The organism is Pseudomonas sp. B21-056, assembly GCF_026016325.1.
GTDB lineage: Bacteria > Pseudomonadota > Gammaproteobacteria > Pseudomonadales > Pseudomonadaceae > Aquipseudomonas.
In genome coordinates this window covers 2,829,596-2,847,974 of the sequence record NZ_CP087203.1, presented here as the reverse complement: position 1 = coordinate 2,847,974, position 18,379 = coordinate 2,829,596, and the positions used below count along the sequence as shown (strand labels likewise).

Sequence of the window (18,379 nt, the reverse complement as noted above, 5' to 3'; positions counted from 1 at the left end):
TCAGTTCTTGCCGATTTGGTTAATACCGCTGTTGAGCATGCCGTCGTAAGCCGACAGCGCTCGCTGCATGGTTTCGACATGCCGTGACACTTCCATCATTTTCACCATGTCGGTGCCCATGGCCGCGTTGGAGCGCTCCAGCAACCCTTGATGCACAACGAAACCCTGGGCAGGGGTGATCCGGCTGCTGCTCGCATACAGCCCATCCCCAACGGCCAGCAGTTGCTGCGGGTTGTCGACCCGTACCACGCTCAGGCGACCTACCGGCCGATCGTCGACACTGACCTGGCCACTCGCGTCGACCTTCAAGACCCCGCCCGCTACCTGCAGCGGGCCTTCGTCCGCCAATACCGGATAACCCGCCTTGCTCACCAGATAACCGGCGTTGTCGACCTGAAAACGTCCGTCACGACTTAACAACACACCGCCGGGTGTCTTCAGCGCAAACCAGGCATCCCCGGACAGCGCCAGGTCCGTGACGCGTCCGGTGTGTTGCAGCGCACCACCGTCGGCGCTGATCCAGGTCTGCGCCTGTATGTCGTCGAGCCCGCTCGAAACACCCGTGCCGCCGGCCATCGAGTTGGCGGGCATCACATTGAAGGTGCGCTCGGCCCTGTAGCCATAGGTATTGGCGTTGGCGACGTTCTGTGACACGGCTTTCAGATTGTCGATATCACGCTGGATGACCCCAGCCAGTTGCATGATCAAATCGCTCATGGGGACTCCAGACTGGGAAAACCGGGCAGATCAATCATGCCGGCCGAGGTGACGCGGGCGTGCTGCCCAACTTCGTTCACCGACAGCACCGCCATGTGGGGCACCGCCCGAGACATGAAAGACCGCAAAACCCGTCGTAACGGCGCCGCGCAGAGCAGCACCGGTTGTTTGTTGCCACTGAGCTGACGCTCTGCCTCGCGTGCAACGGTGGTGACAAAGCGCTCCAGTTCCTGGGCCGGCAACAACGCCGATTGCAATCCTTCACGAGGACGTGCAGCCGCCAGCATGTAACCTTCCAACTGGGGCGCAATCGTCAGCACGTTCAGCTCACCATTCTTATCCACCAACCGCTCGTACAACGCTGCGCCCAAGCGTTCACGCACCCGCTCAACGAGATCGTCGGCATTTTTTTGGCTACGCCCCGCATCCACCAGGACTTCAAGAATGGTTTCAAGATTGCGGATGGACACCTGCTCGCGTAGCAGCAATTGCAGTACCCGCTGGATGTCCGAATAGCTGAGCACCTGAGGCACCAACTCATCGACCAGGCTGCCCAGGCTCGCGCGTTTCTTCTCGATCAGTCGCTCGGTCTCGGCACGGGTCAGGAACTCCGGTGCATAACGACGCGCCAATTCGGATAAATGGGTCAGCAATACCGTGTCGGGCTCAACCAGGGTGTACCCGGCCGTCCGCGCCTGCGTGCGTTGAGCAACGTCAATCCAGAGGGCCTTGAGGCCGTAGGTCGGTTCCTTGGTTGCCCGTCCTTCCAGGGTCAGCGTCACGCCGCCCGGATTGATCGCCAGCAACTTATCGAACTCCAATTCACCCGCGGCCACCACCGCGCCTTGCACACAGACCTGATAGGTGCCGTTTGCCAGTTTCTTGTCGGCGTGCACATTGAGTTCCGGTAGTGCAAAACCGTAGTCCCGGGCGAATTGCTTGCGCAGGTTGTCAATGCGCAAGCTCAGCGTGCTGGTCGCGGCGAGGACGTGGGCGGCAAGATCGGTGCTGAGACGCAGCTCAAACGCATCGGTGCTCATCAACGCGTAGACATCGCCGGCTTCGTTGTCCTGCGCGGCAGACGAGTCGTCGCTCCGTGGATCGCCCCCCTCCTTGGCCTTGTTTCGCAACTTGCGATAGGAGAACCAGGCCGCGATGGAGAACCCGGCAAACAGTATCAACAGCGGAATCAGAGGCAAGCCTGGCATCATCGCCAGAAAGACAGTGACCAACGCCACCACAACCAGCGTCTTGGGGTAGGCCGAAACCTGGCGCCCCAACTCTGGCCCCAGGCGAGCATCGGTCGCGGCCCGGGTAATGATGATCCCGGCAGCCACTGCGATGATCAGCGAAGGAATCTGCGTCACGATGCCGTCGCCTACCGTCAGCAGCGTGTAATGATGCAACGCATCGCCCCAGCTCTGACCTTTCTGCAGAATCCCGACCGACAAGCCGCCGATGATGTTGATCGCGATAATCACGATACCGGCAATCGCATCCCCTTTGACGAACTTGGACGCACCGTCCATGGCCCCGTAAAAGTTCGATTCACGCTCCAACTGACTGCGCCGGCGCTTGGCTTCTTCCTGGTCGATGATGCCCATGTTCAGGTCGGCATCGATGCTCATCTGTTTACCCGGCAACGAATCCAGGGTGAAACGGGCGGCCACTTCGGCCACACGCTGGGCGCCGCTGGTGACCACCACGTATTGCACAACCACCAGAATCAGGAAGACCACAAAGCCGATCACGTAGTTGCCGCCGACAACATGGGTGCCCACCGCTGCGATGACCAGGCCCGCATCGCCATCGGTCAGGATCAACCGCGTCGCCGAAATATTCAGGGCCAGACGAAACAACGTGGTCATCAACAACAACGACGGAAAGGTCGAAAAGCTCAGCGGCTTATCGATGTCGAAGGTCACCAGCAGCACCATCAGCGCCACGGCAAAATTGGTCAGCAGGAGCAAATCCAGGAGCCAGGTCGGGATCGGCGTGAACAACACCAGCAGGATCCCGATGACCGCCACAGCCAGCAGCAGATCACTGCCCTCGGATAGCACGCGAGAAAAAAGTGGCTTCATGAGGCGAGCACCTTATTGCCCGGCAATGCGATCACCCAACGATAGATACGTGCTACATCGGTCTGAGTGGAATCCGGAATGGCCGAGTCGACCAGGGCCAGCGCATGCAGCGCCCGAGCCAACGGCGGACGCCGCATAATCGGTATCCGGTGCTTTCTGGCGATGTGGCAAATACGCCGGGCGTGAAGGCCTCGTCCCATGGCCAGCACCTTGGGTGCGAGCATGCTTGCAGGTCGGTACTGCAAGGCCACCGCATAATGGGTCGGGTTGGTGATGATGACGTCAGCGTCCTTGACCTGCCCCAACGCCGCAGCCTTCTTCAGCAGAGCCTGCTGTATGCCCTTGCGCTTGGAGCGGACCTCCGGATCACCCTCCCGGCGCCGATGCTCGTCTTTGGTTTCCCGACGACTCATCCGCATCTGGCGACTGAACTCGCGCCGCGAATACCAGATATCAAACAACGCGGCGGCGGCCATGACTGCCAGTACCGTAAAGCCCAATTGCATCAGCAATTGCTTGGCGGCCTGGGGCAGCTCCAACGGCGAAATCGTCGCCATGCCCATCAACTGCGGCAGCACGCTTTGGAACAGGTAATACAGGACCAACGCGAACAGGGCGCCCTTGACCAGCACCTTGATCAGCTCAACGAACATACGTCGCGAAAAAACCTTCTTGAGCCCCTGGATCGGATTGAGTCGCTTGAAATCCGGCTTCAAGGAAACCAAAGAAAACACCGGACCGCTGAAGATCAGGTTCGTCAGGATTGCCATCAGTATCAGCGCGCCAATCAGCGGCAATAACCCGTACACCACCTGTCTCAGGCTATACCCGCCCTGCTCCCCCAGGAAACTGAACCCTCGGCCCATTTGCCCGGCATTACTCAGCCACCAATGGGTATGCGTGGCGATCACGCTGGCCAGGGGATAGGCAATGGCCGAGAACACCATCAGGAACGTCAACAGCATGATGAGGGACAACAGATCGGGACTGCGCGGCACCTGCCCTTTCTTGCGCGCTTCCTCGAGCTTGTAAGGCGTAGCTTCTTCGCTTTTATCCTGCTGATCGCTCATTGAACACCTGCCGGCGAAAGGGCAAAGCGCAAGGCGTTTTCAATCAGAAGCGGCAAGCGCTGCACGATCATCGGTAGGGTCAGTATCAGGATAAACACGCCAACGCCCAACTTGATGGGCAAGGAGAGGAAATAGACGTTGGCCTGGGGCATGGAGCGGGACATGAACGCAAAGGCAATATCGATCAGCCAGAGCCCGAGAAGCACCGGCACGACGATCATGAACGCCAGTAAAAACTGTTGGGTCATGATCGTCGCCAAGGATAAGGACAGTGTGGAGAGCGATACGCTACCGGGCGGAACCGCAACCAGGAGTTGAGCGAAACCCCGCAGCAAATCGTGATGCAGATTGAGCACAATGAACACCGCACTCAATGACCAGGCCAGCAAATCGGCTATCAGGCCGGTCATGTTGGAGGTCCCAGGATCAAAGACACCCGCCGCATTCAGACCGATCTGGGTGTCGATCAGCTTGCCGGCCATATCGACTCCGGCGTGAGCGGCATGAAAACCAAACGCCATCAACACACCGAGCAGCAACTCCCCCAGCAGCGCGGGCAGCGTAAAAATCGGTTCATGGGTAAGCGTCATGCTGCTTGCTATTACGGCGGACAGCGCCAAAGTCAGCAGTAACCTGACGGTCAATGGAATGCGCGCAAAAAACAGAATCGGCGAAACCACCACGAGCGGAATCAACCTGACCGACACGAGAAGCACGTTGAGAAAAAAGGACGTCAGCACAACCCACACCAAAACGAAGCTAGAAACTAGCGGCCTGAGTTAATGCACTGAGTGCGAATTGTTTGAGAACCGTCAGCATCCAGCTCCCAAAGACCAGCAACACGACGACCGTCACGATCAGCTTGGGAATGAACGTCAGGGTCATTTCCTGGATCTGGGTGGCGACCTGGAGAATGCTGACCAGAAGGCCGATGATCAGGATGGCGAGCAGCAAGGGGGCCGCCACCATTGCGGCGGTCAGGAGCGCTTCCTTGAGTGCGTAAAGCATGAAGTCCTGCGTCATCCCTAACCCCGGCTGAGCTTTATAGAGGGCGCGTTCTGGGCGCGCCTCAGCTTCCATGGCAGATAGCCATTAACGGGGGGCATGGTAGCTATGTGGAATCATGACATGCAACATAATGTTGCGGAACAGGTTCACAGATCGGAGCAGAATTTATTATGACTTTGCAGTCCGCTCTCGACCAATTCAGCCTCGCTCTATTTGAAATGAGTATTTTTGTCCCGTTCTACGCATCAATTCGTAATCGTGGTCTGCTCCCCAATTCTCCGATGTTGACACTCATAAACATGTTCTGGACTGCACGTTTACAGACACTCGGCGTTACGCCCTAAAGGCTACGAAACCTTGCGTCCTTCCTTACGCGTGCGTCAGAATTCGCTGGCTTGTGCGCTTTGCCCCCGGCCTCTATCGTTCACCTGCCACTGCCCATCAGTGGTCGGGTTTAGTAGCCCTTAGGTTTGGTAGGTGCATGAGCTCCATTCAGTCAGGTCATTTTTGTACCTGCACTTGATGGTGGTTGTGCGCAGGGCGCCCTTGGGCGCGCCGGTTTTGCCAATTCCTCCGGTCTACTAACCTGCGTACAGCCGCCACCCTTCTTTTAGTAGAGAACGGTTGCGGCCCCATTACAGGAATTGTCAAATATGTTCAAAGTAACTCCCACCCCCCCGAACATCGGTCCGGTACCCCATGACGCCTCTCTCGATCCTAAGAAGCTACAAGAGGCGGCAGACCGCGCACTCAACTTTTACCTCAACCCCGGGGCGCCGAAAACGCAGATACCGCCCCGGAGGCACGGCAACATCTTCCTCATCGATCCCATGGTGGATGACGAAACGCTGCTTGTCCAAGCCTGCGAATCGCTGGCATCGGCCTGTGACATGGCCGGCGATATCGCCGGTGTATTGGAAGGCTCGCAGCGCAGCAAGATGATCGGGCTGCAGCAGGTGATCATGCTGAGTGAGTTAGCGGTGAATCGCGTACTGGATAACCACCATTTGCCAGGGTAGTCGCCAGGCAATGTTGCGAGGGTGCTTGCGCGCCCTCGCAATTTTAAGCTGCGTATGGCTTCCCATTAGGCGATGGCAGCACGCCAATTTCACGCTCACCGTCAACCAAGCCGATCAGTCCCTCAAACCTGATGACGTGAATCGCAACCACGACTGAAGGGCAAGTCGAGTTCAGCCAGCTCATAATCGTGGTCTGTCCCTGAGGAATCTTCACAAATCGCTTTATCGAGTGTTTGGGGTACGCCTGACCCTGCATGGCACGACCGATTCCGGTCAAGGTCAGGCGCCGGCCTTGCAGCAATGCGCTGACACAACACATCAGGGCGGTCAGGCGGCGAGAATGGAGCGTGGGCAGTGCTTGGGCGAGTGCATTGTGTAAAAATTGGATGGCTTGCATGAGTTCGGGATCTTGCTTTTGTGTGGTGCAAACCAAGCTGCCGACTCATGCAGGCTTCTTCAATATTCCAACGTCTTGATTTCATGTAGGAAAAAGTGGGGATTCCTCAGGGCCTGTCCCCGTTTATCCACTTGGGCGAGCGCGCTGTGTAAGAATCGGATGGCCTGCATGGGTCGGGATCTTGTTTTGTGTGGTGCAACACAAGCCACCGATTCATGCAGGTCTCTTCAATATTCCAACTTCTTGATTTTGCGTAAGAAAATTCGGGGATCCCTCAGGGTCTGTCCCCGTTTATCACGTCCCCGCTTATCACTTTTCAGGCTCAGCGGGAACGAACAATTCAAATGAACCGTCCACCACCAGCTCACCTAACAGCTCCAAGGTATTAAGCTGCACATCACCATACATTTTTAAATGAACAAACTCAACCTGGTGATCATCATCGTAAAAAAAACCAACTTCCAAGTCAGCGCCGCAATAAGCTTCGATTCCAAGATATTCATTAAGATAACTCAAATCGAGATGATCTATCAGGCGCTCTTTAAAGTCCAATGACAAACGACTGGCCGATTCAAACTCCCATCCATCGTCACTTAGTTTTTTTCTTGCACCTTCGGGAACAATGAATGCCGTTCGATACTTCCCCTTCATTTCATCACTCCCATACATTTACCGGTATTTTATCTAAACCCGCTTTTCTAGCAGCTGCTGTGCGATGATGTCCATCTTGAATTTCAAGCCGCCCAGTGGAAGGGTTCCTCCAAGCATCTACAGGATGATTTTGATCAAACCCATTCTTAAGCATATCCTTCGTAAAACGCTTTATTTGCGACCCTGACATCTCAGCCTTCTCCTGAGTGGGAATCAAGTTTCGTGGATCCACTTGTAACAGCCTCCATTGAGGCTCACTACCATTCTCTACACCATATGAATGATCGATACTAGAGGTCGCAGCACTGTTCGCAATATCCTTATCACGCATCTGCATCGCATAACGCTTAGCGCCATTCACAGCATCCATGACGCTACCGCCAATAGTCTCTACACCAAACACAGTACCAGTAGCAAGAGTATCGGCATTATCAGCTAACACGCCTTTGGATTGGTAGTAATCGCCGACTTTCTCTATCGCATAATCGCGAATCTGACTTTTCGCTGCGCCAAGAATCGCCTCGTTCGCGATGACGCGCGCAGTCGCCATCGGCGCCGCCATCGCGAAACTGACCGCCTGCGCCGCATAACTGATCAGAGTGGTCGCACCCTCGTGTGCCCGGGCGAAGCTGGCAACGCTGACCAGGCCTTCATGGACCGGGGGAGTGACGTTGTTTGCCCAATCCACCCAGGTGCTATTTCCGTTGAGATACGAAACGCCTTCGACATTATCAACGGAGTAAGTGATCGGCTCCTGAACAGGTGGTATGCCTACCCATACCCCATCGCCCTCATACCTCAGGTAAGCGCCATTCTCGCCAGGTCGCGTTGGGTGAAGCAGCGTCGATCTTAGTCCTGGGTCGTTGTGGATTTCCCCCACAACTTCGGGAGTTGCTCCGTTGGCCACCAGCCGGCCGACAGCGTCCCTATAAACCTCATCATCCGGCAACCCAGACAACGTCATTGCCCGTTGCACCGTCTCTTCCGAAGGTTGACCCAATTGATCCACGAAGAAGTTGCCCAGCGTATTACCAAAAGCATCCGCCGCAACCTGACCGTAATCAGGCCGTCCACCGCCAAACCATTTGTCTTTGATAGCCGCCGAAGCGTAGGCACTCACTTGCCCACGTATGCCTGAACTCAACAAGCCTTGACCACCGCCCCCTACATACCCTGCGATAGTTGCCCCCGCAGCCGACGCGGCGACACCTCGCCAACTGAATGAGGTATCAAGACCAGCGATGCGATTGGCGACTTGGCTGGTGGCATAGTTAAAGACGCCTTGAGCTGTATAGGTTCTGGCGGCACTGGCCGCGGTTTGGGCCCAGGAACCTGGCTGAGCGCCTTGTGCCAATGTATTGATGCCGGATGTGATTCCGTAAGTGAGCCCCCCGGTAATCCCGCTGACAGCTACTTGCCCCCAGGAGAATTTATCCACCGCGCCCATGCCCATGCCAACCGCCTGGGAAACCGCGCTACCCACGGCAGCCCCGATGATTGCACCGCCAAGACTAATAGTGGCAGCCGTTCCTGCCGCGGCGGCAGACAGTGCAGCAGTACCTGCGGCGGCCGCGCCGCCAAGGGTGGTGGCTGCTCCGCTGAGCACCGCTGTGGCGGCCCCCGCAGTGAACACCGTTGCGACCACAGCCACCACCACCATCACAATAGTTGCCAGCCCCCCGCTTTTCTTTTTCTTGGGCTTGGGCGGTGGTGGTGCTTTCGGGCTGGGGTTGATGTTGCCGATGACATCATCGGGGTCGTATGGCTTGAACGTGGTCGCGTCGTTGTGCGTACTGCTGACCACGTTGGGGATTTTCAGACTATCGCCGGGCGTAAGTTCGTCGCTCGAGGCCAGGCCATTGGCGTCGGCGATCAGGTACCACATACCGGAATCACCCCAGACGCTCTGGGCGATGCTTTCCAGCGTGTCGCCCTGATTGACGACGTAGTTGCTGGGGGTGCGCCCTGGATAGTCAGGAGAGATTGGGGTGAAGGTATCGCTGACTTCCGGGGCGGAGGCATTGCCGATGTTCGCCAGAGCAGCGCCTTGATAGTACAGGTAGGTCTGGGCTACTCCGGAAGACTCTCGGCGCGCAATCAGCCGCCCTTCGGCATTGGTTGCGAGTCCGCGGGTAAAGACGTTCCCACCGGTGCCAACGCTCTGCAGAAGTTCGCCGCGAGCGGAGTACGTGTTGGTTGTGGTGCCTGGCGAGCCGCCATTGGTACGGGTTATCGTGGCCTGGCTTTCCTTATAGCCATCGAACGCCATCTGCCCGGCGCTGAAATTTCCCCGATGGTTAATACTGCCATTTGCATTATAGGCAACGTAACGATAGGCCCGTTGATTGCCTACGGCATCCAACATACCAAGCTCATTGAAATAATTTGCCTGAGTTAATACGCCACCACTATATTTCAATTCGCTAAGCGCCTGAGCGTCGCCGCGATAGTTGTAGATACTACTTGCACTGCTCGCAAGTGAGGTTTCGCCACCTTTCCAGCTATAAGAGTAATCAGCTTGTCGGGCACGATTGCCGCGCTCATCATAAGTGGCGGAAAAAAGAGTATATGCCCTGCCGAGTGCGGCGTAGGTGACTTTTTTATAGTACGAACCTCCGACTATACTTTTAGTTGCCATGGTAGTATCGGACACACCAGCACGAGCCACTTGCGCACCTGCGATAGTTGAAACCTGCCCCAGATCGTTATAGATATAGGTCGAACGTAGATAGGTATCGCCGCTATATACCTGCCAGTATGTCCAATCTACAGGTTTAGCCCCATCTCTCTTTTCCTCATATATGGCCGCCTGCCAACGCTCGGAGCTTTGTCGTCTTCCGAGCACGTCATAACTGATGGAGTAGCCTTTTGCCGCGACACTCACAGTAGGGCTTCCGCTAACAGAACTCCTACCTTGCACCGTACCGGCGACAATTTTGCCATTTTTCAAATAGCCTTCCACAATCAAAGCCCGATCTTCCAGATCAAACTTGTACCAGTCATCGACGATCTTGCGACTGCCAGACTGATTAGTTGTATCTAGATAAACGCGCCGACGGTTACCCATTTCATCGTAGTCATACTTCAGTGAATCCAGCCTCGCTGTGCTGGCCAAGGTATACTGGGTGCCGAGCGCCCCCACAAGTTGATTACCCGAAGGCGCCTTGAGCTCCTTCAGTCTCCCCTGCTCATCGAACTTGCTGCGCACTTCGTTGCTGCTTACCTGGGAAACAGCCCCGTTCAGATAACGCCCGCTGTTGATCTCCCTTATGCGATTTCCGCTCAGATCATAGGCATAGGTCGAGGTGCGCGAATCTTCGGCGGTCACTGTCCCCGCAGCACTCCTGGTGACGGTGCCCTCGACGATGGTCTTGGCCAGACCATTGCCGTAGTAGCTGTAAATTTTGTCCGGCCCCGCCCCGCTGGCAGTAGTCAGACCTTCTCTGATGAGTTGTCCAAAGCCATTATAGGTAAAGCTGTACACCCGCCCGCCCAAGTCCTTACGGCTGCTGAGAAGCCCGAAATCCTCAGTGTCGTAGGACCAAGTCAAAACTCCATTCAGTCCATCAGTCTCTTTAACCTTGCGGTTGTTGACGTCGTACTCGATGGTCTTCTCAATTTTCGACTCGTTACGCGTTTTAACAATATTGCCGCGCTCGTCGTACAAGCTGTACCTGGTATTACCCGCAACGCCGGTGGTAGTGCTGGAAAAGTTGGCGTTGGCGACGCTGTTGAGGGTTTCCTCGACAGCGCTGGCCCCACTGATTTCGCCATACAACCGCCCCGCCTGATCGTATTGATTGGTCAACAGTGTGACCGCCACGCCACTGCGAATGATGCCGTGGCTCAACTGACGATCCATGGCGTCATAAGCATCCACCAGCACCGTCCCCAGCGCATCCTTTGTCGCCACCCGGTTACCGTTGCTGTCGACCAAGTAACTGCGCGAATAGCCCAGGGCATCGACATCACGGATCAGTTCCCCAGCCTGGTTGTACACATGCTGACGGGTCCGCAGCAGAGTGTTGCCAGTGACGCCACTGTAAGGCCCCACCAGATCCGTTTCCTGAATCAACTGCCCCAAACCGTCGTAACGCTTTTCATGGATCAGGCTGGCGCGATAGCTGGTGCCATTTTCACGCAAAATGTCAGTGACCGGTAGGGTTTCAGTCAGTTGCTTGTTGTTGTGGTCGTAGGTGTAGGTGGTGACATAGCCTCGCGCATCCGTGCGGCTGAGCATGTTGCCCCAGCGGTCGTAGGCCTGACGGATGATGGGGGTGGTCAACGTCAGCGTGACGTTGTTCAGCGTGTCGGCATTGAGGTTCGCTTCAAAGGCCGGCAGGTGCAGTTCGAGGGCGCGACCAAGCAGATCGTTGCGCACGTAGCTAATACGGTCATCGGCCGCGGTTGCGGCATCGCCGAGCTGGATGCTGCGACTGGCCTTGCCGGACAGGTCGTAGGCCAACTGGCTGATGCCTTGGGCATCTTGTTGTTGGATGACACGCCCGGCCTGATCGTAGTCATAGCTGGCGAACAGGTTGCCGTTGAGCAGTTTCTGCGTGACTTCGCCGAAGCGATTATAGAGCACACTGTTACGGGTACTCTGCGCCGTACCATCGGCGACGGTATACCAGTCGACGGTGGCAGCCTGCTGACCAAGCGCGTCGTACTCGAAGGTACGCTTCAAGGTCTGGTTATAGCTGACGGCTGTCCCACCGGAGGTCCAGGCACTCAAGGTGGCGCTGACCTGCCGGCTTTCTTCCAGACGACGGCCGGCGACATCGACCTTGTAGTTCTGCGCGGAACCGGCAGCGTCGATTTCCTGAACTTCATAACCGGCGGCGTCATAGCGAGTGCGGGTAGTCTGGGTCAGTCCAGCCTGGACGATGTCGCCTGCACGGCCAGCGGTACGCGTTTCACTCAGGACCTGGCCAAAGGCGTTGACCGCATAGGTCGTGACCGGCGAAGCCAGGACCACGGCCGAAGCAAATGGATTGACCGTCCCACTTTTTGCGGTTACCCGCGCCGGTTCCGTGACTTGGCTGACTTGCCCTAGTGCGTTGTAATCGGTGGTGGTCACGTTGCCGGCAGCGTCGGTCACCGTGCGGGTGTTGCCCACGCCGTCGTAGGTCAAGCGACTGACCACCAGATTGCCCATCACCGCAGTCGCTGAGACGACACCGTTTGTGGCGTTAATGGTCTGCTGCCAATAACGCACACTTTCCTGAGTGACCTGGCTCAAGCGGCCCATCGCGTCGTAGTCGTAGCGAGTACTGCGGTCATTGGCGCTGGCGACCGGTGTGCTTGGGATGCTGTTTTCATTCCAGGTGGTCAATGCATTGGCGTATTCCACCTGACGTCTGAGCTTGCCTTGGGCGTCGTATTCCATGCGCGTGTAATTGCCCAGCGCATCCACGCTGCCGATGCGGTTGCCGACCTGATCGTAGTAATGAACGCTGCTGGTGCCGGTCATCACGGTCGCACCGCTGGCGTTGCGCGCGACCTGGGTTTCACGAACCAATTGGCCGAAGGCGTCGTAGCTGTACAACGTGGTTGGGGCTGCGGTTATTAACGTCGAAGTGCTAACCGTGCCCGTGAAGCTGTAAAGGCTGACTTGGTCCTGCTGCACCGAGACTTTACGTCCCAGCGCGTCATAGCGAGTGGTCAGCGTTCGGTCCTGGGTTGCGTTAGGCACCAGGGTCGTCGCCGTCAGGTTCGCACTGGCGTAATAACCCATCGCAGGGACGGCCAGGTTCAGCGCATTGGCGTAGCGCTTGGTGGTCAGACGATTACCCTGGGCATCGTAGGTGTAGGCCGTGACACCCTTGAGAGCATCTATGTCGTGTGTCAGTTGGCCAAGGCTGTCGTAGACCTTATAGCTGTCGACAAAATCAGTGGCCACCACGCCGGTATTGTTGATGCGCACCCGATTGCGCACGGCATTGCCGAGGGCATCGTAAGTAACTTCGGTGGTGATCTGAAAGGTGTTGGCGCTACCGTCGGAGGCCTGTTGGAAGGCGCCAGTGGTTTTGTTGTACCAGCCGGGCGACGTGATCAGCACCTGATGCCCCACCGCATCGTAGGCGTAGCGGGTCGTGCGGGCCTGACTCAAATCGTCCGTCGACGCAGTGGCATCCAGGCTGCTGCGCAACCGTCCCACGGTACGCGTGCTGATATTGCCCAAGGCGTCGTAGGTGATGACGGTGATAGGCAACGCCGTCTTCGTGGTCACCACACCATTGGCATCCATACTGGCGACACTGATCGCCGGTGCAATCTCCAGCACCAGTCGATTGAGGTTGTCGTAACGGTAGTTCCAGACTGAGCCATTCTTGTTGGTCAGGGTCAGGCGGTTGCCCACGGCGTCGTAGGTGTAGGATTCGACCTTTCCAGCCGCGTCAGTGATGCTCAGGAGCTGGCCGGCTGCATCGTAAACCGAGCGCGTACTGCGCGCTTGCGCGCCGGATGCGACTAAGGCAGCAGCGGTACCAGCCAAGGTTCTAGGGGCATTGGCGGCAATGGCCTTGTCGTACTGGCGGGTTTCGCTGACACGGCCATTGGCGTCGTAGATCGTTTCGCTGATCTGATTCAACGCGTTGATGCTATAGCGCACCCGGCCGACGTCGTCGTAGACGTAGGTCGTTGTCTGGTCGTGCGTGGCATCGAGTGTCACGGCGACGCTGAGTATCCCATCACCAAAACTGGCAAGCGTATTCGAATCCAGTGCCGTGGCGTAATGCGTGGTGCTGAGCAGATTACCGGCCGCGTCGTAGCGATTACGGGTCACGCCGCCCAACGCATTGACCGTTTCACTCAGTTGCCCTGCGTTGTCATAGACATACCAGGTGCTGTTGCCCGCCGCATCGATCTTGCGCGTAACCTGGTCATTGCCGTTGTAGCGATATTGGGTGGTCAGATTCAGCCCGGTCGGATCCTGGCGCTCACTGATGCGGCGGCCCAGATTGTCGAATTCGTACAGGGTGTTTTGCTGGTTTGGGTTGGCTACGGTGCCTCGAGTAACCTGGACCTGATTACCAAGCCCGTCATAGCTGTAGGTCGTGGTGAGCTGCAGGCCCGCCGGGTCCTGGGTAACGACCAGCGTCTGGCCGTTACTGTCGTAGGCATAGGCGGTGATTTTCGGCACCGCACTCCCTTCGGCCTCAACCACTTGAATGCGTCGCCCCTGACCGTCGAAAGTGTAACGGGTTACGCTGTTGGCGGCATCGGTGCGGGTCAGCATGCGGTTGGCGGCGTCGTAGCCGTACCGGGTCGTGCGCCCCAAGGCATCAGTCACACCCAGCAGGTTGCCCGCTTCGTCGTAGGCATTGCTTGTTTCACGGCCCAAGCCATCCAGAACGCTGGTGACCTGGCCATTCTTGTCGTACGCATAGCGGGTGGTGTTGCCGCTGCCATCGGTGAATGTCAACGTCTGGCCATGGCGGGTATTGACGGTGGTCACACTGACGCCATCCGGCGTGGTCACGGTCAGACTGCGGTCACTGTCGTTGTATCGGTAGCTGGTCGTCCGGCCCAAGGCATCAATTTGCCTGAAGACCCGGCCCAAGGCGTCGTATTCACTGCTGCGACTTTGCCCCAGTGTGTTGGTTGTCGTGATGATCCGCCCGCTCTGGTCATAGCTCGTGGAACTGACCAATCCGCGGCCGTCGGTAGTGGTCAGTACTCTTCCAAAGGCGTCGTAGCTGATCGCAGTGCTGCGGGCGAGCCCGCCTACATCGTCAACACGACCGATCTGCTCTCCTCGGCTGTTATACGTTGTGCTGCTGGTGACCGTGTTGCCCGCCGAGACGGTTCGAGTGACGGAGGTCTGGTTGCCGAAGGCGTTGTAACCGTAACGGGTCACGTACCCGAGTGCGTCAGTCGTGGAGGTCAGCAGACCGCGGGTGTCATAGTCGTAGGTGCGTCGGTTGTCGCTGTTCGCGTTGCGGATCGCTTGCACCAGGGTTTTCAGTTGGGCATTCAATACCCCGCCTGAGAGTGTGGCCGTGTCCGTATCGGCCAGGCGCCCAGTGAATGCCGTACGCTCGCGAACATCGCCGAAGGCGCTGTACACCGTCTCGCTGACTTCGCCCAGTGCGTTGACCACATGGGTCAACCGCCCCTCGGCGTCATAGTAGGAAAAGGTCCGGTTACCCAACGCGTCGCTGGCGCTGGCTACCCGGCCCAGCGCGTCGTATTGGTAAGTCAGGCCGTATTGCGCATAAATCGCGGCGACTTCGGTGTCGCTCATGCCAGTGGTTATACGCGCCGATGCTTCACCCAGCAGCTTGCCGATGGTTTGTCCGAAGGCGTCATACCGGGTGCGGACGCTACGCTCCTCGGTCGTGCCCTGGGCCTGGGTTTCGCGCACCAGGCGACCGGCCGAGTCGTACTCGTACGCGGTGATTGTGCCATCGGTGGCGACACGTTGGGCCACTCGTCCCTGCTCGTCAAAAATCGTGGTCGTTGTTTGTAAGGGACCCACACTTACTGCGGTTTTGATTGTGGCAAATGCCGTCATATCAGAAATCGCGGCGGTATAGGCCGTGGCATAACGAATCGTTTGTTGGGTATTGCCCGCTTCGTCGTACACCGTTTCGGTGACGAATTGTTTTTCATCGACGCTGCCGATTTGCCGACCGGCCGTGTCGTAGAAATACCAGCTCGACAAGTCATTCGCAGAGGTCTGGCGCAACTGGTCGAGGGTGCCGCTGGCCCGATTGGCGGCCAAGGTCTGGGTTGCGTAGCGGATGCTCTGGATCAGCCGGCCTGTGGCGTCGTAGCGGTTTTCACGCAGGTAACCTTCGGCATCCAATTGACCGCTCTGGTGTCCACTGGCGTCGTAGAAGAATCGTGTCGAGCGGTCGCCGGTCTGCTGCTGGATCAGCCGTCCTTGACCGTCGTAAGTGAAGGTGGTCAGGGTGCCGATGGCATCCGTGCGGGTGCTTAACCGGCCTGCATTGTCATAAGACAGGGTCGTCAGGCGATCAGCGGAATTAGTGACCGGATTCAAGTCGCCGACGACGGCGGTTCCGTTGTACCAGGTCGATGTATCGACTAGGGTCGCGTAGCGTTTTTCCTGAACGCGTTGTCCAGCCGCGTTGTAGCTGTACTCCGTCACCGCGCCGATGCCATCGACCTGGGCACTGACTCGCCCCACCTCGTCGTAGAACGTGTAGCTACGTGCGCCCGTTGCGTCCTGGACCATGACTTGCCGACCCGCGGCGTCGTAGACGTATGAAGTGGAACGCGGTGTTTGGCCTGCGGCGGTTTGCGTCAGGCTGAGTAGTTGGCCCTTGCTGTCGTAGGTTTGCGTAACGGTCATGCTGGAACCGTTGGTAACCGCCACCGTACGGTTGGTGCCGTTGTAAGCCGTCGTCCGGGTACCGGCCGAGTCGGTCTGGCTGATCACGCGGCCTAGGCCGTCGTAAACGATCGAACTCAGGATGGTTTTTTGGCTACGGTCCATCCCTCGTGCTACGAGCGTCTGTAAGAGTTGGCCGTGTTGGCTGTAGATATACTCGGTGACGCTGGTACTGCTCTCCTGCGTCCCAACGCCAGCTGCATTGACTGCACCGTACGTAATCCGGCGGCTCAGGTTGCCACGGTAGTCATAATTCAGTTCGGTCAGGGTCGAATGGGTTTTGTCTCGCGCATCCGCCCACGTTGCCAATTGCGCTTCTGTCAGCTCTGCCTCGGGGGCTAGCCCGGTCAGCGCGAACAACGCATCCCCGTAGCTGATTTCCTGGATTTTGAGTCCGGCGGCGTTATAGCGGTACTCCGTGACCTGTCCACGCCCATCGACCATGAAGCGCACCCGGTTATCGCTGTCGTAGGCCAATCGGGTGACCTGGGCGGTACTGGCAGGCGGCTCCGTCCAAAGGCCGGTGGCATTGTTGAAAATCGCTGCCGCGCTGTAGCGGATTTCATTGAGCAATTGGTTATCTGCGCTGTAGGTGCGCGCAACGGTGGTACCCGTCGCATCGCGCTCCAGCAGCGCATTGCCGTTCGCATCATACTGATAGGTGATGGTGTTACCGCGCCCATCCGTGATGCTGGTGACATTGCCATCCAGATCATAGGCATAGCGCGTGGACAGCCGCTGACCATTGACCGCCGGGGTCTGCACCTCGATCAGACGATCATCGGCATCGTAGAAATAGCTCCACTGCTGGCCCAGGCCATTGAGCACATCGGTACGGTTATTCGCGAGGTCGTAGCTGAATGTCGTGGTGCCGGAGCCATCGCTCACCGTTTGGACCCGGTACTCACCGTCCAGCAACTGGTACGTGAAGCTGGCCGAGGTGCCGTCACTTTGCACGACACTGGCGATACGGAAACTGGCCCCGTCATAGGTGTAGTCGGTGCGATAGACGTTGCCGTCGGCAATGCTGTTGTCTTCGGGACTCAGATCCGTACTGACACTGATCAACCGACCCTGGGCGTCATAGTCGTAATAGACCTGCTGAGTCAGCGCGCCACCCACAGCGCTGCGCGTATCCACGCGCTCCAGCTTGCCGACCGCATTGTAATTCAGCACCAGTGCCTGACCGGAACTGTCCTCAACGCTGCTCAAACGCCCATTGGCATCGTAGCCGTAGTTGATCTGAGTGCCGTTGGCATCGGTGGTGGACAGCAACCGTCCATTGCTGTCGTAGCGTTCGACGATGCGTCGCGAGCCGTCGGTCCAGAGCATCTGACTGGCATTGGCATCCCAGGTGACGGTGTCGTGAGCGCCATCACCTTCGGTCGATTGATAGCGGCTGCCGTTCCATTGATAGACCGTCTGGTGACCATCGCCCGTCGTCCGCGTCACCTGGCTACCAACCGTGTTCACAGTGCCAGTCAGGACCAGGTTGCGCTCGCCATCCCAACGCCAGCCGTCGGCATCACCGTCGCTCAAGCCGCCTTGGGTGTTGTAGGTACGGGTCTGCAGCAGATCCTGGCCCAGGCCGGACAACTGTTCGTCGGTGAAGCGCAGCACGAGGTTGCCATTGCTGACATTGACCAGCGCCTGGCCGCCGGCCTGCCCCAGGTTACCCTGGCCACCCACGCCGCTGCCTCCCAGCGAATTCAACGACGTGTTGAACAGCCCTAGTCCATTACCGGCAACGATGGCAACCATATCCCTTAACTCCCCCGACGAAGTCGAGCCGACTGAGTGGCTCAAAAAATTGGCTGCCAGCCGAACGGCCAAGCAGCGCTACTGACAGTGCTTATGCCGGGATTTCAGAAAAAGTTTAGGGGGGATGGAAAATATTCAGGACTAGAGGGCGCGACCAAGGAATGCGGGGGGCGGAGGCGCAATAACGATTTTCACAAGGAAGCTTGTTGAAGCCGGAAACCTCCTGATTGATCTGAAGAAAGTGGGCTTTAAATGTGAGGACTTCGAGCCGTCACTTGAGCAGACATACCGCCCATCCGGTGACTAGATTA

The 18,379-nt window shown here is 57.6% G+C and carries 8 protein-coding genes and 1 pseudogene; 1 reads left to right on the top strand and 8 read right to left on the bottom strand.

The window, feature by feature from the left end:
- Genes LOY67_RS12455 through LOY67_RS12435 form a run of 5 tightly spaced genes read right to left on the bottom strand, consistent with a single transcriptional unit; the run spans nucleotide 1 to nucleotide 4,951 of the window.
- On the bottom strand, nucleotides 1–717 hold the full coding sequence (locus tag LOY67_RS12455; RefSeq protein ID WP_265067453.1) for a flagellar hook-basal body protein: 717 nt from the start codon (nucleotides 715–717) through the stop codon (nucleotides 1–3).
- On the bottom strand, nucleotides 714–2,801 hold the full coding sequence (locus LOY67_RS12450) for a flagellar biosynthesis protein FlhA (protein ID WP_265067452.1): 2,088 nt from the start codon (nucleotides 2,799–2,801) through the stop codon (nucleotides 714–716). The genes LOY67_RS12455 and LOY67_RS12450 overlap by 4 nt, the downstream gene beginning before the upstream one ends.
- Complete coding sequence (locus LOY67_RS12445) at nucleotides 2,798–3,871, bottom strand: flagellar biosynthesis protein FlhB (protein ID WP_265067451.1); 1,074 nt, start codon at nucleotides 3,869–3,871, stop codon at nucleotides 2,798–2,800. Before LOY67_RS12445 ends, LOY67_RS12450 begins: the two co-directional genes overlap by 4 nt.
- Nucleotides 3,868–4,611 carry a flagellar biosynthetic protein FliR gene (locus tag LOY67_RS12440; RefSeq protein WP_265067450.1) on the bottom strand — a complete coding sequence of 248 codons (744 nt, stop codon included), beginning with the start codon at nucleotides 4,609–4,611 and terminating at the stop codon, nucleotides 3,868–3,870. Before LOY67_RS12440 ends, LOY67_RS12445 begins: the two co-directional genes overlap by 4 nt.
- Nucleotides 4,612–4,630: 19 nt before the next feature.
- Entirely contained in the window at nucleotides 4,631–4,951 is a 321-nt protein-coding gene (locus LOY67_RS12435) for a flagellar biosynthetic protein FliQ (RefSeq protein WP_413776186.1), read from the bottom strand.
- A gap of 581 nt (nucleotides 4,952–5,532) precedes the next feature.
- On the opposite strand from LOY67_RS12435, the gene LOY67_RS12430 reads away from it, so the two are divergent.
- On the top strand, nucleotides 5,533–5,898 hold the full coding sequence (locus tag LOY67_RS12430; RefSeq protein ID WP_265067449.1) for a DUF6124 family protein: 366 nt from the start codon (nucleotides 5,533–5,535) through the stop codon (nucleotides 5,896–5,898).
- A gap of 205 nt (nucleotides 5,899–6,103) precedes the next feature.
- Here the strand turns inward: LOY67_RS12430 and LOY67_RS12425 are convergent.
- From LOY67_RS12425 to LOY67_RS12415, 3 genes and pseudogenes are all read right to left on the bottom strand, one after another.
- A pseudogene (locus tag LOY67_RS12425) lies at nucleotides 6,104–6,295 on the bottom strand (IS4 family transposase); the annotation flags it as partial.
- Nucleotides 6,296–6,604: 309 nt separating this feature from the next.
- Nucleotides 6,605–6,946, bottom strand: coding sequence for a hypothetical protein (locus tag LOY67_RS12420; RefSeq protein WP_265067448.1), 342 nt, complete (start codon nucleotides 6,944–6,946; stop codon nucleotides 6,605–6,607).
- Nucleotides 6,947–6,950: 4 nt separating this feature from the next.
- Nucleotides 6,951–18,068: a LysM peptidoglycan-binding domain-containing protein gene (locus tag LOY67_RS12415; RefSeq protein WP_265067447.1), complete on the bottom strand. Its 11,118-nt coding sequence runs from the start codon at nucleotides 18,066–18,068 to the stop codon at nucleotides 6,951–6,953.
- Nucleotides 18,069–18,379: the final 311 nt, after the last annotated feature.